The sequence below is a fragment of the Glycocaulis albus genome (genome assembly GCF_014639075.1).
Classification (GTDB): Bacteria; Pseudomonadota; Alphaproteobacteria; order Caulobacterales; family Maricaulaceae; genus Glycocaulis; species Glycocaulis albus.
The window spans coordinates 1-16,231 of sequence record NZ_BMFS01000020.1; the positions used below are offsets into that span (position 1 = coordinate 1).

Genomic DNA, 16,231 nt, shown 5'->3' on the forward strand with positions numbered 1-16,231 from the left:
GCGGCCCGGCTTAAATCCGGTTCCACCACGCTCGCCCTGCAACAGGTCAGCTATGATGCCTCGGGCCGTCTGCAGTGTTCGGCCCAGCGCATGAACCCAGGCACCTTCGGCTCACCGCCTTCAGATGCGTGTGTGCCAGGCACGGCTGGATCGCAGGGCCCTGACCGGATCACCCACCGCACCTATACCGCCGCTGGCCAGATCAGCATCGTGCGTAGTGGCTATGGCACCTCCGAGGCGGGGATCGAGGCGCGTTACAACTACCGGGCCAACGGGCATGTCGCCTATATCCGCGACGGGGCGAGCAACCGCACCACCTATGTGCGCGACGGCCATGACCGTCTCTCCCAGATCCGCTACCCGGTCACCAGTGTGGGCGCCAATGCCAGCAACAGCGCTGACCGCGAGCAGTTCACCTATGATGCGGCCGGAAGGCTCGTCACCCACCGGCGCCGCTCGGGCCACGAGATCACCTACGCTTACGACAATCTGAACCGGATCACAGAGCGCAATACCCCCTCCGGCCAGGCCAATGTGTCCTATACCTATGATCTTCTGGGGCGGGTAACCCAGCTCTCCCAGACCGGCGGCCACACGCTCTCCTTCACCCATGACGCGCTGGGCCGCAACCTGACCGCCGTCACCCCGCAAGGCACGGTCAGCTACCAGTACGACGCAGCTGGCCGGCGCACCCGGATGGACTGGCCGGACGGGCTTTATGTCACCTACAGCTATGACACGGCAGGGGCGCTCACCCACATACGCGAGAACGGGGCTTCATCGGGCATCGGTGTGCTGGCGGCCTATGCCTACGACAATCTCGGCCGGGTCACGTCTCTGACGCGCGGCAACGGGGTGGTGACCGGGTTCGACTATGATGCGGCCGGGCGCCTCTCCGAGCTCACCCAGGATCTCGCCGGTACTGCCAGCGACCAGACCCTCGCCTTCACCTATAATGCCGCCGGCCAGATCGCCAGCCGCACCATGGCCAATGACATCTATGCCTTTACCGGCCATGCCAACCAGGATGTCACCCTCACCGTCGATGGCCTCAACCGCTTCCTCTCTGGCGGAGGTGTCACCTACTCTTACGATGACCGCGGCAATATGACCGCTGATGGCGTGCGGTCCTATGCCTACGACTTCGACAACCGGCTCACATCCGTCACCGGCGGGGGCACAGGGGATGTGGCCCTTTCCTACGATCCGGCAGGCCGGCTCTATCAGACCGCGCAAGTAAGCGGGGCCACGACGCGCTTCCTCTACGATGGCGCGAACCTCATAGGCGAGTACAACGCCTCCAATGCCCTCCTGCGGCGCTATGTGCAGGGCCCCGGGCTCGATGCGCCGCTCGTCAGATATGACGGCACCGGCACCACCAGCCGGCGCTGGCTGATCACCGATGAGCGCGGCAGTGTCGTGGCCGAGACCAACGCCTCAGGCGCGGCCGTCCAGATCAACACTTATGACGAGTACGGCATGCCAGGCAGCGGCAACACCTCCCGGTTCGGCTATACCGGCCAGATGTGGATCGCCGAAATCGGCCTCTACCACTACCGCAACCGGGTCTATAACCCGTCTGTAGGGAGGTTCATGCAGACCGACCCCATCGGACAGCAGGGCGGCATCAACCTCTACGCATACGTCTCAAACGACCCCATCAACTTCACAGACCCATGGGGGCTGAGCAGAATAAGCAGTGGAAACAGCCCTCATCAGGACGGGTCAGACCCTATCGAAACCATTCCGGTAAGAGGAACGCGCGTGGTAAGAGAGCCTTCCTGTTCCACGCGCGGGGTTTCGTCATTCTGTCTGGCCAGCGGTGCACTGGTGGTCATCAGCTGGGTATTTGAAGTTCCCGGCTTCCCCAACAACGGTGGTGGGCCAGGAGGAGGTATCGGAGCCGGCGCAGACGGACAGCAGGGGGAGTGCGCTCAAAATGCTCGCTCCGCATTATCAAATGCGGGGATTAACGTCGATCAGTTGCCACGTTCGGACACATACCCAGGCGACTTGTATGGAGCAATCTTCACGGCATCGGCACATGTTGCTGCAGGGGGGTCGGGCTTCGGAGGATTCTACTATAGTAGCTACACGGGAACGTTTGGCTCGTTCTCTGGATTCGGCGTTGGTGGTGGCGTTTCGGCTGGTGCTTCCGTATCCGTATTTTACCTCGAAGGGGTTGCGCCGAGCGGGCTTGCTGGAATGGGAGTGAGTCTTAATGCTGATGCAGCGTTTGTGGGTGCCAGTGCAATGGCGACAAGAGAATACGGAGGAGTCGCTCACTTGATTGAACCATCGCGCCTCCGTTTGAGAGGAGGAAGCGGGGGGGCAGCGTCCGGTTTTCTACCGCGCTTGCGGGCCGGGTTAAGCTTGGAAATTACATTTACGAGCGTAGAAGATTGCGAGTAAACTGGAGGGTGAATGCGAATTTTTCTATCGGTATTGCTAATTATAACCATAATTGCTATGGTTGCGTTGACTTTACAAGAATTTAGAAGAATATACTTGTATATTATATGTGCCAACTTAGGTTATTTGTATCTGTTGACGAATCTGGGGCGATCTGACCATCGCTTCAAACGAGCAACAGTATTATTCTTTTTGTATTTTTTATCTTTCACTGTAGTGATACTTTTTGGAGTGGGGTCATTGCAATGAATATAAAATTTTGGAATGATCAATACGATGGCCTTCTGGCGTGGCCTTTGATTGTCTTGGGGGGCTACATGCTTATTTTTGGTCAGTTTAAAAACTTTGCTCTACTTTTTCCGTTTTTAGTAATGTTGCTTTGTTGTTTTGGAATAAATTCGCTTAGAAGACATTATTTTTATAAAAACAAAACTTCCGACAAAACTTGAGGAAGCCGGCCTGGCCGAGTGTCGAGTCCGTCTAATTTCTAAAACACCGCCCACTGTCTGCATACGTAACATCCACCCACTCGAACACCAGCACCGGGCTTTCCGGCGCCGATGTGAGCAGGATCGTTGACCGCTCGGCACGCGCGGCATGGCGCTCGATTGCAGTGAAAGTCCAGCGAATGGCGTGTGACCGATAGGCCGGGGCAGATGCCTGGACCCGTAAAGCCGGATGGGCGGCGATGGCCGGGTCGGCGAAGCGGTTGGCCGAAAGCAGGGTAAAATGCCCCGCTAGGCATTCTGCCTCTTCCGCTGAGAGCCCGGCCACAAGCGCCAGTTCGTCCGTATTTTCGAACGGACGATTGGCGGGTGGCGGCAGACCTGCGGCTTCGTAACCGGCCAATCTGGCGGCGTTCAGCCGGGATGAGCCAGCCGGTTCGCGCCAGTCTGCTATGGTGTCGGCAAGCACGGCGGCACGCGATGGCGAAGCGCCGAGAAACTCCAGGAAGTTTGCAAGCGATACCGCATCGATGTGGTTGAGATCGGGCCACGCGGTTGTCGGCCGGGCTTCCACCGTGATTTCGCGGCCATTGATGGTGTAGGAGACCGAAAACGGTACCGGCCGGGTTGGCATCTGTCCTAGTTCGTGCACGGCCCGGATGGTGGCGCCTTCCAGTGTCATGCGCTCTTCAACCTCGCTCACCAGTAGCTCGGCCCTGACCACCGCACGCCAGGCAAGGGCGAGGCTGAGTGAGCCTACGAGCCCCAGGGCCAGTGACAGCCAGAGAGCGCTGATGAGCGCGAACCCGGCTTCTGTGTCATTCTTCGATGGCGAGCACGTTGCGGGCATTGAGTTCTCTCAAGCGTTGGGAGAGGCGCAGCGCCTCTTCTCGCGCGCTGTCGGCGTCCGATACCAGCCTCGGGGTCAGGAAAGCGATCAACTCGGTACGCCGCGTTATATCGGCGCCGCTTTCAAATAGTGGGCCGATGATCGGAATACGGCGCGCGCCAGGTACGCCGCTTCGCGTTTCGCTGCGGTTTTCGCGGATCAGACCGCCGAGCGCGATCGTCTCTCCGTTGCGCGCGGCCACGACCGTCTGGAAGCGGCGCTGCTGGATGGTGGGCGAGTCGATCCCTGAACTACGTGTTTCGGCGACATCGCTCACCTCCTGATCGATCTCCAGGATGATGGAGTTACCGCTGATGCGGGGGGTCACCTGCAGCACGACCCCGGTATCGCGGAACTGGACGCTGTTGACGATGGGGGCATCCGGATTGGTGATGCTCACCGCCGATTGCGTGATGACGGGCACCTGATCACCGACCTGCAGGGTGGCGGGCCGGTTATTGAGCGTCACGATCTGCGGAGAGGAGAGCACGACAACGCTACTGACCGAATCCAGCGCATTGAGGGCAGCCTGCACATAGCGGGAATCAAACCGGTAGGCAAAACCCGGAAAGCGCGATGAGACCTGCCCGCTCTCCAGATCGGAAAGGGTGAAGCCGCCGCCATCGCGCGTGTCGAAAAACCACTGCACCCCGTAGCGCAGCTCATCATTGAGGACGACTTCGGCAATGGTCACCTCGATCAGGATCTGCTCAGGCAGAACATCCAACTGACGCACCAGCTCTGCTACCGCCCGCCTGTCATCCTCATTGCCCCAGACAATCAGCGTATTGCTCTGCTCATTGGCCCGCACGCGTATGGGCGCAGCGCCTTCCTCGCGTTCCTGGAGCGTTGCGGCGATATCCTCGGCCATGGCGGATGCGCTGGCATTGCGTACAGGGATAGTCTGAAAGCTCCGCTGGCGCTGGGGGGGCTGATCGAGCCGGGCTATCCATTCTTCCACCTGCAACAGCAGGCCCTGGCTGCGCGTGACAGCCAGAACGGCCTGCAGCCGGTTCAGCGGCACGAACTCAACGGTGTCGCCAGCGCCCTGCACAGCCGCGATCGCCGAAAGCTCTTCGACAAGCCTGTCGGGATCGGCATGACGCAGCCGGATCATCGAGAATGAGAGCGCGCGCATCCAGTCAGTATCGAGGGCTCTAGCCGTTTCGCGGATGGCCGCGATACGCTCTGGCGCGCCGGAAAGCGTGATCCGCCCGGCGCGGTCATCAGCCGAGAGCTGGACACTGCTGTCTGTGAAGGGCTGGAGCGCCGTCATCATGCGGCTTGCCGAGACATGGCGCAGCTCGATGGTCTCGATATTCGAAACGCCCGCACGGGCCAGGCCATGGCTGCCCGCCTCGCGCAGGATCACAACCTCACCATCCATCACCAGCTCGGCTCCGTGCGTGCTGACGGCACGGTTCAATATGGCAAGCGCGGCCGATACCGGCACCGGGCCCGGCGTGCGCGCGGTCAGGCGCATGGCGAGATCTGTCTCAGCGATGAAGGCCAGCCCCATCTGCCCGGCCACGATGCTTTCAAGCACCTGGCCGGCAGGCGCGTCGGCGAAGGCGAACTCGATCAGCTGTCCAGTTACTGGGCCCGTCGATATGGCGCCCGCTGGCGGCGCGGCGCGCCCGAGCGAGCGTAATATCGGCTCGGGGCGCGCCAATGTATCAGCGGTGCGCGCTTCGCCGTCCGGAGTATCGGGGTCCGGCGTCGCTTCCACCGAAGAGCGCGGCAACGGAATGGCAAAAGGCTCATGGGCCGCGCAGCCTGCCAGCAGGGCACTTATGCCAAGAAGCACCAGGTAATCGCGTCCGCCCATCAGTATTCCCCCTCCATATCCGCATCTGCCGGATATACCCGCAGACGGATCATGCCCTGTGGCCCTGCAACCGTCACGCTTTGCGCGTCGATCGCGTGCACGCGCCATGGTCCGATGTCCTCGTCAACAGTGACCGTGACGGTCTCGCCCAGATACTCGAAATGGCCGAGCGCCTCGCGCCCCAGTGTAACCCCCACCAGCTCTGGCGTTTCGGTGGCAGCCGCGGGTGCAGGCCCGTCCAGTAGTGTGTACGTGCCTGTCTCATCGCTACGGGGAGCCAGGCTCAGCCGGCCGGCGGGCTCAACGGGATCAGGCAGGCTGGTCATGCCCGACAGGGCGACTCCCGGCTGAGCCGGTGGCAATACGCGCAGCACGATCCCGGCGGCAATAAGGGCTAGGGCAATGGCGAACAGGAAACGCACCATCATGACGCAGCCTGCAGGCGCGCAACCAGCTCAACCCTGCAGTCGATATGCCCGGCTTCGCGGCTCTCGCATTGCAGATCGCGCAGGCTCAGCGGGCCTTCGCGCGCGAGATCAGCCAGCATCTGTTCCAGCCCCGATACGGTCGTTCGAATATCGATCTGGAGCTCGTGTGCGCGGCATCGTCCATCAATGGCGGACACAGATTCATGCCGGGGCAGGAAGTTGCCGCCCCAGCGCTGTTCCAGGAGCGCGGTCAGCGCTTCACCACTCGATACACCGGACAGACAGTCAGGCCGCACCCGGCTTGCGACCGACGCGTGCAGTTCGCGCGCGCCGTGATACGCCTCGACAGCGCCCGCCAGCCGCCATGCGGGCAAGGCCAGCAGCAGGCCTGCAATGATGACGCTGCCCACCAGCACGATCCGGTAAAGGGGCAAGCTGGTCAGGGCGGCACTCATGGCTCCTGGCCTCCCTCTGCGCGCATGATACCGTGCGAGGCGGGCTGGTCGCCATCGTCTACCGGAACGAGGCTGGTGCCGTCCGGCCGGGTAAGCATTGCGCCATCGGCCGAGATCCGCATGCTCGCCGCAGCTAGCTCGCCCTCATGGTCTGTTATCACCCTTAGCAGGGTGCCCGCGTGGCGCGAGGCCGTATCGTCGGCGGGTGAGCTGGCCGAGGCCGCAAGCGCACGGGCCGTTTCCGTGGTGGTGCGGGCGGCGTTCCCGGCATAAACCGCCGCGCTGGTCAGCGCCCAGGAGAGCGACAGCACCAGGGCGCAAGAGGCGAGAAGACCACGGGCCTCGCCTGGCGAAAGCGGTCTGCGCGGCGCAGTCAGGGTAAGGGTCAGCCCCGTTGCCTCGTCAACAATACGGCGTTCACGCAAAGCATGCCCACCAGGAGAGAGAAGATCAGCCCGCCGCGCGATCACGAGGCGGTAGCGCCAAGGTGGCGAAGTCTCCGCCTCCACCGGGCCCGCCAACCCCATGGCCGCCTCGCCGTCAGCCAGAGGGCACCAGGCAGCCGGATCGGCTGCGACAAGGCGCCGGGCCGCAGACAGGCGCGGTGTCGGCAGCCAGGCGTCAATAACAACAAATTCGCCCTTGAAGGGCCGCAGGCCCGCCAGTGTGCGGGCATCATCAATCACGCCGGCGCACAGCGATGACAGGGCGTCCAGAATCGCCTTGCTGCGGATTGCGAGGCTCATAGCGGCCGACATTGCCGGCTCACGAAGTCGAAATGGCACTCCCGGCTCGCTAGCGGGGGATGAGCGGCACGCACACGGCCGGCTGCGTCAGGGCGTGTCACCCAGCCCGAGGCGCCAGTCTCGCATCCCTCTGCGTACGCCGAGGCACACACCCGTGCTGCCTCCTGCGACCGGACGACCTCCCGCCTGACCTCATTGACACTGGCAGCCGAACGCGCGGCGCGCTCGGCAACAGAGATGGCGTTGGCGATGCTGATCCCGGCGGCCAGAACCGCCGCGCCTAGAATGCCCACGGCTATCAGCGTTTCCAGGAGGATATACCCCTCTTCACCCGATCTATGGCTCATCAATCACCCAGTGCCAGGTTTCAAGCTGAAGATCGCCCGGTCGCGTGCCGTCGCGCCAGCGCACCGTAACGGTAATGTGCGCCAGCCCCAGGTGCAGCGGGGCTTGCGCTTGCGAAAGGCAATCTGCCTCCACCCGCCATGCCAGCCCGTCGCGGATACCCGAAGCTCCTTCCGGGCAGCCCCTGCTGGCAAAGCGCAGCCCTGCGACGACATCGCTTGCGACGAGAGCGGCCGCCGCGCGCTGCTCAGCCCGCTCCACATGCGCCAGAATTGACGCTGCCGCGGCTAGAAACAGGCTGATCGCCAGAGCGATGATGGTCAGCGCAATCAGGGTCTCCGACAGGATGAAACCTGCCTCGCCGAGGCTATGTGAGGTTTCCTCGCGCATCACAGGCCAAAATCCGCGATGGCGCCAAGCCCAAGAAAGATGGCCGCTACCACCGTGCCGATGACCAGACCGGCAATCAGCAGAAAGCCCGTCGGCGCGAGTGAGCCTAGAAGGTCCGCGCGTTCCCGGGCGCGCCGGTCCAGCAGGGTGCCAGCCTCGCTCATGCAGTCGGCCAACCGGCCACTCTCCTCGGCAAGACGGGCGAGACGCACGATCACAGGCGGCAGATGGGCGATGCCTGCGAAAGCATCGGCAAGAGGGACGCCATCACGCACGGAGGGGATGACGGCAGTGATCGATACGCGAAAAGCCGGTGACGGGACAGCGCGAGCCGCGCTGGCCAGCGCCGCAGGCACGGCGATACCGGATGACAGCATGACCGCGAACGTGCTGCAGAACGCGCTCGCCATGCTGTCGCGCACAATGCCGAGCCCGACCGGACCTAGAAGCGCCTTGTCAAGCTGAGCCATGGCTGCGATGCGCAGGCGTGGCCACACGATCAGAACAAGCGGTATCGCCAGTATCAGCGTCCCGATCAGACCGCCCCATTCATTCATCACCCGCCCGAATGCCAGTAACCCAGATGTAAGGGCTGGCAAGGAGGGCGCATCAGCAAGGGCCGTCTCGATGCGTGGCAGTACCAGAAGGAAGAACACGCCAAGGCTGGCTGCCGTGAGTGCCAGCACGATGGCCGGATAAACAGCCGCCGAGACCAGCTTGCGCCGGAACTCCGCGCGCGAAGCATGGTAGCGGGCGGCAAGGTCGAGACAGGCAGCAAGCTGGCCGGTAGCCTCTCCGGCCTCTGCCATGGCCGCAAGCACATGGGCACGCTCCCCGAAGCTCTCCCGTATGGCAGCGCCAATTGGGCTGCCGGCCTCGAGTCTGGCGGCAGCGGATTCCAGTGCGGCGCTTGCCCGCCGGGCCTGTCCCTGAGCAAGGGTGCGCATACCGAAGGCCAAGGGGATGCCGGCGCGCGACAAGCGGGCAAGATCAGCAGCCAGATGGGAAAGCTCCTCCCCTCCAGGTCCGCGCCAGCCGGTCTCGCGCAGAGGCCTCAGGGACAGCACGCCCAGCCCGCGTTCAGCGAGCATCTCCCGCGCTGCATCCGGCCCGTCGGCATCCAGCTGGCCCTTGCGTTTGCGGCCTGTCCCGTCAATGGCTTCATAGGCAAGACGCATGGCTCAACTCACACTGGCGAGGGCTTCAGCCCGGTCGACAAGCCCTGCATCGGCTTTGGCTAGAGCATCATCGCTCATGCGGCTATCAGGCTGCGAACGTGCAGCATTGCCCAGCGCTCCGGCATCGGCGCCGTCCATGATGGCCTGACGGACCGTGTCATCAACGCTCATCATCGCGATCACACCAATGCGTCCGCGCCGGCCCGTTCCGCCACAATGCTCGCAACCCTTTTCGCCACAGGCAGGACACAGACGCCGCGTCAGGCGCTGGGCCACCACGCCGCGCAGTGTGCTGGCCGCCAGAAACCGCTCCACACCGAGATCGATCAGCCTCACGATGGCCGCGGGCGCATTTTCGGCGTGGATGCTGGTCAGGACCAGATGACCGGTAAGGGCGGCGCGCACGGCGAGCGCCGCGGTTTCGGCGTCACGTATCTCGCCGACCATGATCACGTCCGGATCATGACGCAGGAAGGCCCGGAGCGCGCTCGAGAAATCCACGCCCGCTGCCCGGTCAACCTGTGTCTGGGACACATCCTCGAACAGGTATTCGACCGGGTCCTCCACCGTGAGGATATTGCGCCCCGCCCCGCGTAGCGCATTGATCGCGGCATAGAGCGTGGTGGTCTTGCCGGCCCCGGTCGGTCCGGCAACCATGATCAGACCCGACCGTGCGGAGAGCCAGCCGGTTACGGTTTCGGACTGGCGGGCAGAAAACCCCAGCCCGTCAAAGCTCAGCAAGGCCTCGCTGCGGCCAAGAAGGCGCACAACCGAGCCTTCACCCCAGACATTGGGAACTGTAGAGAGGCGCGCGTCTATCACGGATCCATCGATGGTAAAACTCAGGCGCCCATCCTGGGGGGCGCGCCGCTCGGCAAGATCAAGGCCAGCCAGAACCTTCAACCGGGCGGCGACAGAGCCGGCAAGTTGCAATGGAGCGGTGCGCAGGAGCTGCAGCTCGCCATCCACGCGCATCAGCACCTCAAACCCATTCTCACGTGGCCGGAAATGGATATCGCTGGCGCCAGCACGCTGGGCTGCCGCGAGCGCCTCCTCCACCAGCCGGACCGCAGGGGCACCGCGCGACAGATCGGCAAGCGTTTCGCTGTCCCTGTCCTGTCGTTGATCCACGGTGCTGGCCGGACCGGTCTCGGCCTGGCACTGCTTCCACTCATCAAGTGACAGCACCACAAACCTGACCGCTCCGCCAACCGCGAACCGGCAGGCCCGCATGGCGTCGGTGTCGGACGGATCGACAATGCCGATTACGGGTAACTGATCGCACTCACCCTGAAGGACAGCCATCCGCTTGCGGCGCAGCCAGGTTGGAGACATGTCTGCCGGTATGGTGCCGGGGATCACGTCACCGCCGGGGCGTTCGAGTGCGTATTCGCTTGCCAGCAGCTTGGCCAGCCGTAGCGTATCGACGAGCCCCAGCCGGGCCGCTGCGATGACAGGACGTTCAGCGCCGGTGGCACATACCTGCTGGACGCGTCGCAGTCCGTCTGCGTCAAGGCCCGCTGACGCGAGCGCCCGGCGCACCCGCCCCTCAATTACCGGCTCTGCGTCGGTTGTGGACATCACCGTTCCAGCACAACCACGATGTCGCGGTCCTCGCCTGTGCCTCCGGGCTCACCATCGCGGCCATAACTCACCAGCTCGAATCCGCCGCCCGGCGCGGCGCGGTAGATATAAGGACGGCCCCAGGGATCGTCCGGCACTTCTCCCCGGCGCACGTAAGGGCCGGACCAGCGGGCCTCGACGGCAGCCGGAGGCGATACCAGGGCGGTAAGGCCTTCCTGGGTAGTGGGATAGCGCCCGATATCGAGCCGGAACAGGTCCAGCGAGGTGGCAAGATTTTCGAGCTGGATTTCGGCTGTGCGGGACTGCGCCGCCCCGAGCCGCCCCATGAGAGCCGGGGTCGCCAGCCCGACGATCAAAGCGATGATCACCAAGACTATGAGAACTTCGGCGAGGGTATAGCCCGCATCGGCAGGCGCTCGTTCCTGTCCTCGGGAATTAGCCCTGCGGTCACCTACCACGTGCTCTCTCATGAGGCTTCCCCCGAACTCAACCTGCCCGATTACTCTAGGGGATGATCAAGGCTCGCGCCTATTGAAAAATGATGGCGAATGCCCGGTAAAGGCATAGATGTCATTGGCTCGTGAGCGGCCCGCCGCGTCCGAGGAACGTCAGCTAATCTTTATACCGCCATGGAAAGAAAAATTTGCCGAGGGTGTTTGGAAAAATGAATGAAGCAGCTATTAAAGCGGTAAATATAATTATTACTGTCCACAAAAGATCGGGTCTGACGACCATCAAAAAAAATCCCAGTGGCCCGGATACGGCGCACGCTGTCAGCCAAATTCCAACGACCCATTTATCTCTTACCGACATGTCAGCACCGTTGCATGACCCCGCCCGACGGTTACCTGCGCAGGCAGGCCAAAATCTACAGAAGGCCCAATTCCACCCGCGAGGAAACCAGGTGCAATACCAAAGACCATGTCACCCCCAACGCTGATGGGGCCGTAGATAGGTATACTGGCTGCCAGCGTCACTTCCCAGAACCCACCTGAAGTTGGGTTCGCGGTGGCGTATTGTAATACAGGGCCTGATGCGCTTACACCGCCAATAGCACCGATCATGCTAACTGCCGCCGTCACTGAACCGTACTCGCCCGTTGTGAAGTTCCGCCACACGCTGTACTGAAGATTGAGTCCCGCAAAAACACCTCCCGAAGCTTCAAAGGTGGCAATTCCCACGTGTCCGGAGTTTCCCCCAGGAGCATCCCAATCAATCCCGGAAAGTGTTGCATTAACGGAGGCACAGGCAGCGTCCTGCGCTGCCTCCATTTGCTCGCGGCTTGGAATTGAAAAGCTGGGGTTTTGCAAGCCAGAGTGGCCACGGAATAAAACACCTCCTGGCCCGCCTCCACCATCCATGTGGGGGAAGCCGCCGATGTCCCATCCAGCTCCAAAACCACTGCCGTTGCAGGCGGCCGAGTTATCCCAGACAACCTCCACGGTTTTTGTTCCATCGGTCCAGGTCGTCACGGTTTTGGTGCCTTCGCACGTGTCTCTGCTTCCTATCCTGCTCAACCCCCACGGATCGGTGTAGTTTATGGGATCATTTCCGACATAGGCGTATAGGTTCATTCCGCCCTGCTGTCCGATGGGGTCGGTCTGCATGAACCTTCCCACAGACGGGTTATAGACCCGGTTGCGGTAGTGGTAGAGGCCGATTTCGGCGATCCACATCTGGCCGGTATAGCCGAACCGGGAGGTGTTGCCCGATCCTGGCATGCCGTACTCGTCATAGGTGTTGATCTGCACGGCCGCGCCTGAGGCATTGGTCTCGGCGACGACCGAGCCGCGCTCATCGGTGATCAGCCAGCGCCGGTTACTGGTGCCGGTGCCGTCATATCTGACGAGGGGAGCATCGAGCCCGGGTCCTTGCACATAGCGGCGCAGGAGGGCGTTCGAAGCGTTGTACTCCCCGATCAGGTTCGCCCCGTCATAGAGGAAGCGCGTCGTGGCGCCGCCGGTCTAGTATTTAATTCCCTCGATAAATTTCAATCTTATAATCTAAATTATCAAAATCCACCTTCATCATCGATATTAACAACAAATCTATTGACTGCAAAACCACCTCAATGCTTCCTTTGCTGAATCTTATCTCATTTTTAACAGGCAGTTTATGATGCATATATTCTGCTGCAACGTCAATAAATGCATTTTCATTTTCTATGACATCATATCCAAGCCTAGATATGTCAAATACATTTACCAAGATGGCAAATGGATCACTTAAATGCCCATCTATAAATTCTTTATCGCTTAAAATAAATTTAATTACCTGCATCTAGAAACCCTTGCCCCATGGTGCAACCTAACAAATGAGCCGGGACGATAATGTTCTCCCGTATAGTATACAGTGCCTTGACTGCGATCCACAACCAATCGATGAGCACCGCGATAAGGCATTCCATCGGGGCCAACAGTGTGTGCGAGAGCGGGGTCAACCACCGTCCATTCTTCGTAATTTCCGGGAGGTAAAACTGACCGTCGATTTTCGAACAGACTGCCATCTTGCTGGAAAAGTGGCCTATTCTCCGACATTCTATTAAAGGCATCGTTGATTGCAGACCACAATAGAGGGTTAGCGTTCAATGGCGGTGCATTTGGCGGAAGGCCGTATTGGTCATCTGTAGGAACTTCCGCATATAGGTTGAATTCACATGGATTCTCCCCCTGCTGTCCGCCTGCGTTGGCTCCGATACCGATTCCGCCGCTGCTGCTGCCGCCTCCGCCATCCATGTGGGGGTATCCGCCTGCGCCCCATGAGAGGCTGGCCAGATTGCCGCTCACACTTCGATTGTTCCAACAGTCAAACGTTGTGTGCCCTCCTTGTTTATCAGAGATACACTGGTCATATCTCGGAAGCCTGCTCAACCCCCACGGATCGGTGTAGTTTATGGGATCATTTCCGACATAGGCGTAGAGGTTCATTCCGCCCTGCTGTCCGATGGGGTCGGTCTGCATGAACCTTCCCACAGACGGGTTATAGACCCGGTTGCGGTAGTGGTAGAGGCCGATTTCGGCGATCCACATCTGGCCGGTATAGCCGAACCGGGAAGTGTTGCCCGATCCCGGCATGCCGTACTCATCATAGGTGTTGATCTGCACGGCCGCGCCTGAGGCATTGGTCTCGGCCACGACCGAGCCGCGCTCGTCGGTGATGAGCCAGCGCCGGTTTGAGGTGCCGGCACCGTCATATCTGACCAGCGGCGCATCGAGGCCCGGCCCCTGCACATAGCGCCGCAGGAGGGCGTTCGAGGCGTTGTACTCCCCGATCAGGTTCGCCCCGTCATAGAGGAAGCGCGTCGTGGCGCCTGACACCTGGGCCGTCTGGTAGAGCCGCCCGGCCGGATCGTAGGTGAGGGCCACATCGCCTGTCCCGCCGCCGGTGACGGATGTGAGCCGGTTGTCGAAGTCATAGGCATAGGCGCGCACACCATCAGCGGTCATGTTGCCGCGGTCATCGTATGAGTAGGTGACACCCCCGCCGGAGAGGAAGCGGTTGAGGCCATCAACCGTCACCGTGACATCCTGGTTGGCATGGCCGGTAAAGGCATAGATGTCATTGGCCATGGTGCGGCTGGCGATCTGGCCGGCGGCATTATAGGTGAAGGACAGCGTCTGGTCGTTGGCGGTACCGCTGAGATCCTGGGTGAGCTCGGAGAGGCGCCCGGCTGCGTCATAGTCGAACCCGGTCACCACGCCATTGCCGCGGGTGAGCGAGGTGACCCGGCCAAGATTGTCGTAGGCATAGGCCGCCAGCACACCGATGCCCGATGAAGCCCCGTTCTCGCGTAACACGCTATTCACTGGACCTTCACCGCGAGCGAGCGTCATGCACCGCGCGTTGCACGGTCCACCATCCTGCTCACATCGTCGGCTGAGACGCCGGTGTTGGTGTTCGAGTGGCTGGAAACCGCGTCTCCGGATAGTAGGCGGTGTTTTGGAAATTAGGCATTCCGCGGTCGCTAGGACTCCATCGACCGTCACATCCTGATTGGCGTGGCCGGTTGGTCACCTGAGCGGTTCACTGTTTTAGATCTGACAAAAATTTCAAGCCTTCTCCCACGGACCAAGGAGCGACACGAATATTAAAACTAAAGATATTATGGTATACAACTCGTGCACTTCAGATCTGAAAAAATAATGGTACGCCATCAATAAAATTGATACAAACAAAGATAACGAAATTGCAAACCTTGCAATGAATATTAGTAGCGTTATTTTACTTCTCTTCATTCGCAGCTCCTGTGTTCCGGCGCCAAAAATCCGCTGGCCCTTTGAGCCATATCAGTACCTGCACCGAATAAGCCTGCAATGGTGCGTCGCTCGGCTCTTTGCCCTTCTTTCAACGAAGCTGAGTACAAAAAACGCTGGTTCCGTATTAGCCTAGCAGTCGCGCCCCCAGCACCACCTGTTAAAAGGCCAACCACGCCAGTGGCAACGCCACTTCTAACGTTTCCAAAGCGGTCGGGATAGTCTGGGCCGAGTCCATAGCCATGTGCGAAACCTGATCCAATATGTAGCGCTACACCTCCCGCAGCAATCGCAGCGCCTCCTATCACCACTGCTCCGCCAAGGGTTGTTGTCGCAGGGTCAGGAAAAACAACAAGCGCCGCTCCAAGTCCAACCGCAATAACGGAAGCAGTGCTTGCACGGTTTGACCAATCAACCATACGATTTCCGAGTTGTACCCACCCCTCATTACACTCCCGGCTCTCCTCCTCCTCCTCCAGAGCGCCTACGGCTGGGCCGCTTCCTCCGAACAGGTCCACCAGGAAACTGTCGGAGAACCATGCAGCACTGAACAGTCCAGGTTGTCCCTGACCATTATCCACTCGTGCACCTGACACCGATATGCACTCGACTTCGTCGCAATCGAGTTCTACGTGTTCGTCATTGGCCTGACGGCTCAGCCCCCACGGATCTGTGTAGTTCACCGGATCATTGCCGACATATGCGTAGAGGTTGATGCCGCCCTGCTGACCTATCGGGTCGGTCTGCATGAACCGTCCAATGGCGGGGTTATAGACCCGGTTGCGGTAGTGGTAGAGGCCGATTTCGGCGATCCACATCTGGCCGGTATAGCCGAACCGGGAAGTGTTGCCCGATCCCGGCATGCCGTACTCGTCATAGGTGTTGATCTGCACGGCCGCGCCTGAGGCATTGGTCTCGGCGACGACCGAGCCGCGCTCATCGGTGATCAGCCAGCGCCGGTTACTGGTGCCGGTGCCGTCATATCTGACGAGGGGAGCATCGAGCCCGGGCCCCTGCACATAGCGCCGCAGGAGGGCGTTCGAGGCGTTGTACTCCCCGATCAGGTTCGCCCCGTCATAGAGGAAGCGCGTCGTGGCGCCCGACGCTTGCGCGGTCTGGTAGAGCCGCCCGGCCGGATCGTAGGAGAGGGCCACATCGCCTGTCCCGCCGCCGGTCACGCTCGTGAGCCGGTTGTCGAAGTCATAGGCGTAGGCGCGCACACCATCAGCGGTCATGTTGCCGCGGTCATCGTATGAGTAGGTGACACCCCCGCCGGA

The 16,231-nt window shown here is 61.1% G+C and carries 15 protein-coding genes; 1 reads left to right on the forward strand and 14 read right to left on the reverse strand.

Features of this window, described 5'->3' with window-relative positions; all coding sequences use genetic code 11:
* Nucleotides 1-2,412, forward strand: a 2,412-nt coding sequence (locus IEV75_RS13725; RefSeq protein ID WP_188453140.1) for an RHS repeat domain-containing protein, incomplete at its 5' end; no start/stop codon positions are given.
* A gap of 480 nt (nucleotides 2,413-2,892) precedes the next feature.
* Here IEV75_RS13725 and IEV75_RS13730 read toward each other — a convergent pair.
* From IEV75_RS13730 to IEV75_RS13795, 14 genes are all read right to left on the reverse strand, one after another.
* Entirely contained in the window at nucleotides 2,893-3,708 is an 816-nt protein-coding gene (locus IEV75_RS13730) for a type II secretion system protein GspK (protein WP_188453141.1), read from the reverse strand.
* A complete protein-coding gene (locus tag IEV75_RS13735; protein WP_188453142.1) occupies nucleotides 3,677-5,575 on the reverse strand; it encodes a secretin GspD/PilQ domain-containing protein in 1,899 nt (632 codons plus the stop codon). The genes IEV75_RS13730 and IEV75_RS13735 overlap by 32 nt, the downstream gene beginning before the upstream one ends.
* The gene (locus IEV75_RS13740; protein WP_188453143.1) at nucleotides 5,575-6,003 is read right to left on the reverse strand and encodes a hypothetical protein; all 429 of its coding nucleotides are present in this window, start codon (nucleotides 6,001-6,003) and stop codon (nucleotides 5,575-5,577) included. The genes IEV75_RS13735 and IEV75_RS13740 overlap by 1 nt, the downstream gene beginning before the upstream one ends.
* Nucleotides 6,000-6,458 carry a hypothetical protein gene (locus IEV75_RS13745; protein WP_188453144.1) on the reverse strand — a complete coding sequence of 153 codons (459 nt, stop codon included), beginning with the start codon at nucleotides 6,456-6,458 and terminating at the stop codon, nucleotides 6,000-6,002. The genes IEV75_RS13740 and IEV75_RS13745 overlap by 4 nt, the downstream gene beginning before the upstream one ends.
* Nucleotides 6,455-7,204: a hypothetical protein gene (locus tag IEV75_RS13750; protein WP_188453145.1), complete on the reverse strand. Its 750-nt coding sequence runs from the start codon at nucleotides 7,202-7,204 to the stop codon at nucleotides 6,455-6,457. Before IEV75_RS13750 ends, IEV75_RS13745 begins: the two co-directional genes overlap by 4 nt.
* Nucleotides 7,201-7,551, reverse strand: a complete 351-nt coding sequence (locus IEV75_RS13755; RefSeq protein ID WP_188453146.1) for a hypothetical protein — start codon at nucleotides 7,549-7,551, stop codon at nucleotides 7,201-7,203. Before IEV75_RS13755 ends, IEV75_RS13750 begins: the two co-directional genes overlap by 4 nt.
* Nucleotides 7,541-7,939, reverse strand: coding sequence for a hypothetical protein (locus IEV75_RS13760; protein WP_188453147.1), 399 nt, complete (start codon nucleotides 7,937-7,939; stop codon nucleotides 7,541-7,543). The genes IEV75_RS13755 and IEV75_RS13760 overlap by 11 nt, the downstream gene beginning before the upstream one ends.
* Nucleotides 7,939-9,117, reverse strand: a complete 1,179-nt coding sequence (locus IEV75_RS13765; protein ID WP_188453148.1) for a type II secretion system F family protein — start codon at nucleotides 9,115-9,117, stop codon at nucleotides 7,939-7,941. The genes IEV75_RS13760 and IEV75_RS13765 overlap by 1 nt, the downstream gene beginning before the upstream one ends.
* A 3-nt stretch (nucleotides 9,118-9,120) precedes the next feature.
* Nucleotides 9,121-10,698: a GspE/PulE family protein gene (locus tag IEV75_RS13770; RefSeq protein ID WP_188453149.1), complete on the reverse strand. Its 1,578-nt coding sequence runs from the start codon at nucleotides 10,696-10,698 to the stop codon at nucleotides 9,121-9,123.
* A complete protein-coding gene (gene gspG, locus IEV75_RS13775) occupies nucleotides 10,698-11,171 on the reverse strand; it encodes a type II secretion system major pseudopilin GspG (RefSeq protein WP_188453150.1) in 474 nt (157 codons plus the stop codon). The genes IEV75_RS13770 and gspG overlap by 1 nt, the downstream gene beginning before the upstream one ends.
* 333 nt (nucleotides 11,172-11,504) lie before the next feature.
* Entirely contained in the window at nucleotides 11,505-12,578 is a 1,074-nt protein-coding gene (locus tag IEV75_RS13780; RefSeq protein WP_233351882.1) for an RHS repeat-associated core domain-containing protein, read from the reverse strand.
* A gap of 94 nt (nucleotides 12,579-12,672) precedes the next feature.
* Nucleotides 12,673-12,981 (reverse strand): hypothetical protein, encoded by a 309-nt coding sequence (locus IEV75_RS13785; protein ID WP_188453151.1) that lies wholly within the window; start codon nucleotides 12,979-12,981, stop codon nucleotides 12,673-12,675.
* Nucleotides 12,972-14,534: an RHS repeat-associated core domain-containing protein gene (locus tag IEV75_RS13790; protein WP_188453152.1), complete on the reverse strand. Its 1,563-nt coding sequence runs from the start codon at nucleotides 14,532-14,534 to the stop codon at nucleotides 12,972-12,974. Before IEV75_RS13790 ends, IEV75_RS13785 begins: the two co-directional genes overlap by 10 nt.
* Nucleotides 14,535-14,932: 398 nt before the next feature.
* On the reverse strand, nucleotides 14,933-16,231 hold a 1,299-nt coding region (locus tag IEV75_RS13795), incomplete at its 5' end, for an RHS repeat-associated core domain-containing protein (RefSeq protein WP_308418878.1).

Coding starts and splice junctions, on each gene's coding strand:
- IEV75_RS13730 (WP_188453141.1), bottom strand. CDS start 3,708: ATGCCCGCAACGTGCTCGCCATCGAAGAATGACACAGAAGCCGGGTTC.
- IEV75_RS13735 (WP_188453142.1), bottom strand. CDS start 5,575: ATGGGCGGACGCGATTACCTGGTGCTTCTTGGCATAAGTGCCCTGCTG.
- IEV75_RS13740 (WP_188453143.1), bottom strand. CDS start 6,003: ATGATGGTGCGTTTCCTGTTCGCCATTGCCCTAGCCCTTATTGCCGCC.
- IEV75_RS13745 (WP_188453144.1), bottom strand. CDS start 6,458: ATGAGTGCCGCCCTGACCAGCTTGCCCCTTTACCGGATCGTGCTGGTG.
- IEV75_RS13750 (WP_188453145.1), bottom strand. CDS start 7,204: ATGAGCCTCGCAATCCGCAGCAAGGCGATTCTGGACGCCCTGTCATCG.
- IEV75_RS13755 (WP_188453146.1), bottom strand. CDS start 7,551: ATGAGCCATAGATCGGGTGAAGAGGGGTATATCCTCCTGGAAACGCTG.
- IEV75_RS13760 (WP_188453147.1), bottom strand. CDS start 7,939: ATGCGCGAGGAAACCTCACATAGCCTCGGCGAGGCAGGTTTCATCCTG.
- IEV75_RS13765 (WP_188453148.1), bottom strand. CDS start 9,117: ATGCGTCTTGCCTATGAAGCCATTGACGGGACAGGCCGCAAACGCAAG.
- IEV75_RS13770 (WP_188453149.1), bottom strand. CDS start 10,698: ATGTCCACAACCGACGCAGAGCCGGTAATTGAGGGGCGGGTGCGCCGG.
- gspG (WP_188453150.1), bottom strand. CDS start 11,171: ATGAGAGAGCACGTGGTAGGTGACCGCAGGGCTAATTCCCGAGGACAG.
- IEV75_RS13785 (WP_188453151.1), bottom strand. CDS start 12,981: ATGCAGGTAATTAAATTTATTTTAAGCGATAAAGAATTTATAGATGGG.
- IEV75_RS13790 (WP_188453152.1), bottom strand. CDS start 14,534: ATGACGCTCGCTCGCGGTGAAGGTCCAGTGAATAGCGTGTTACGCGAG.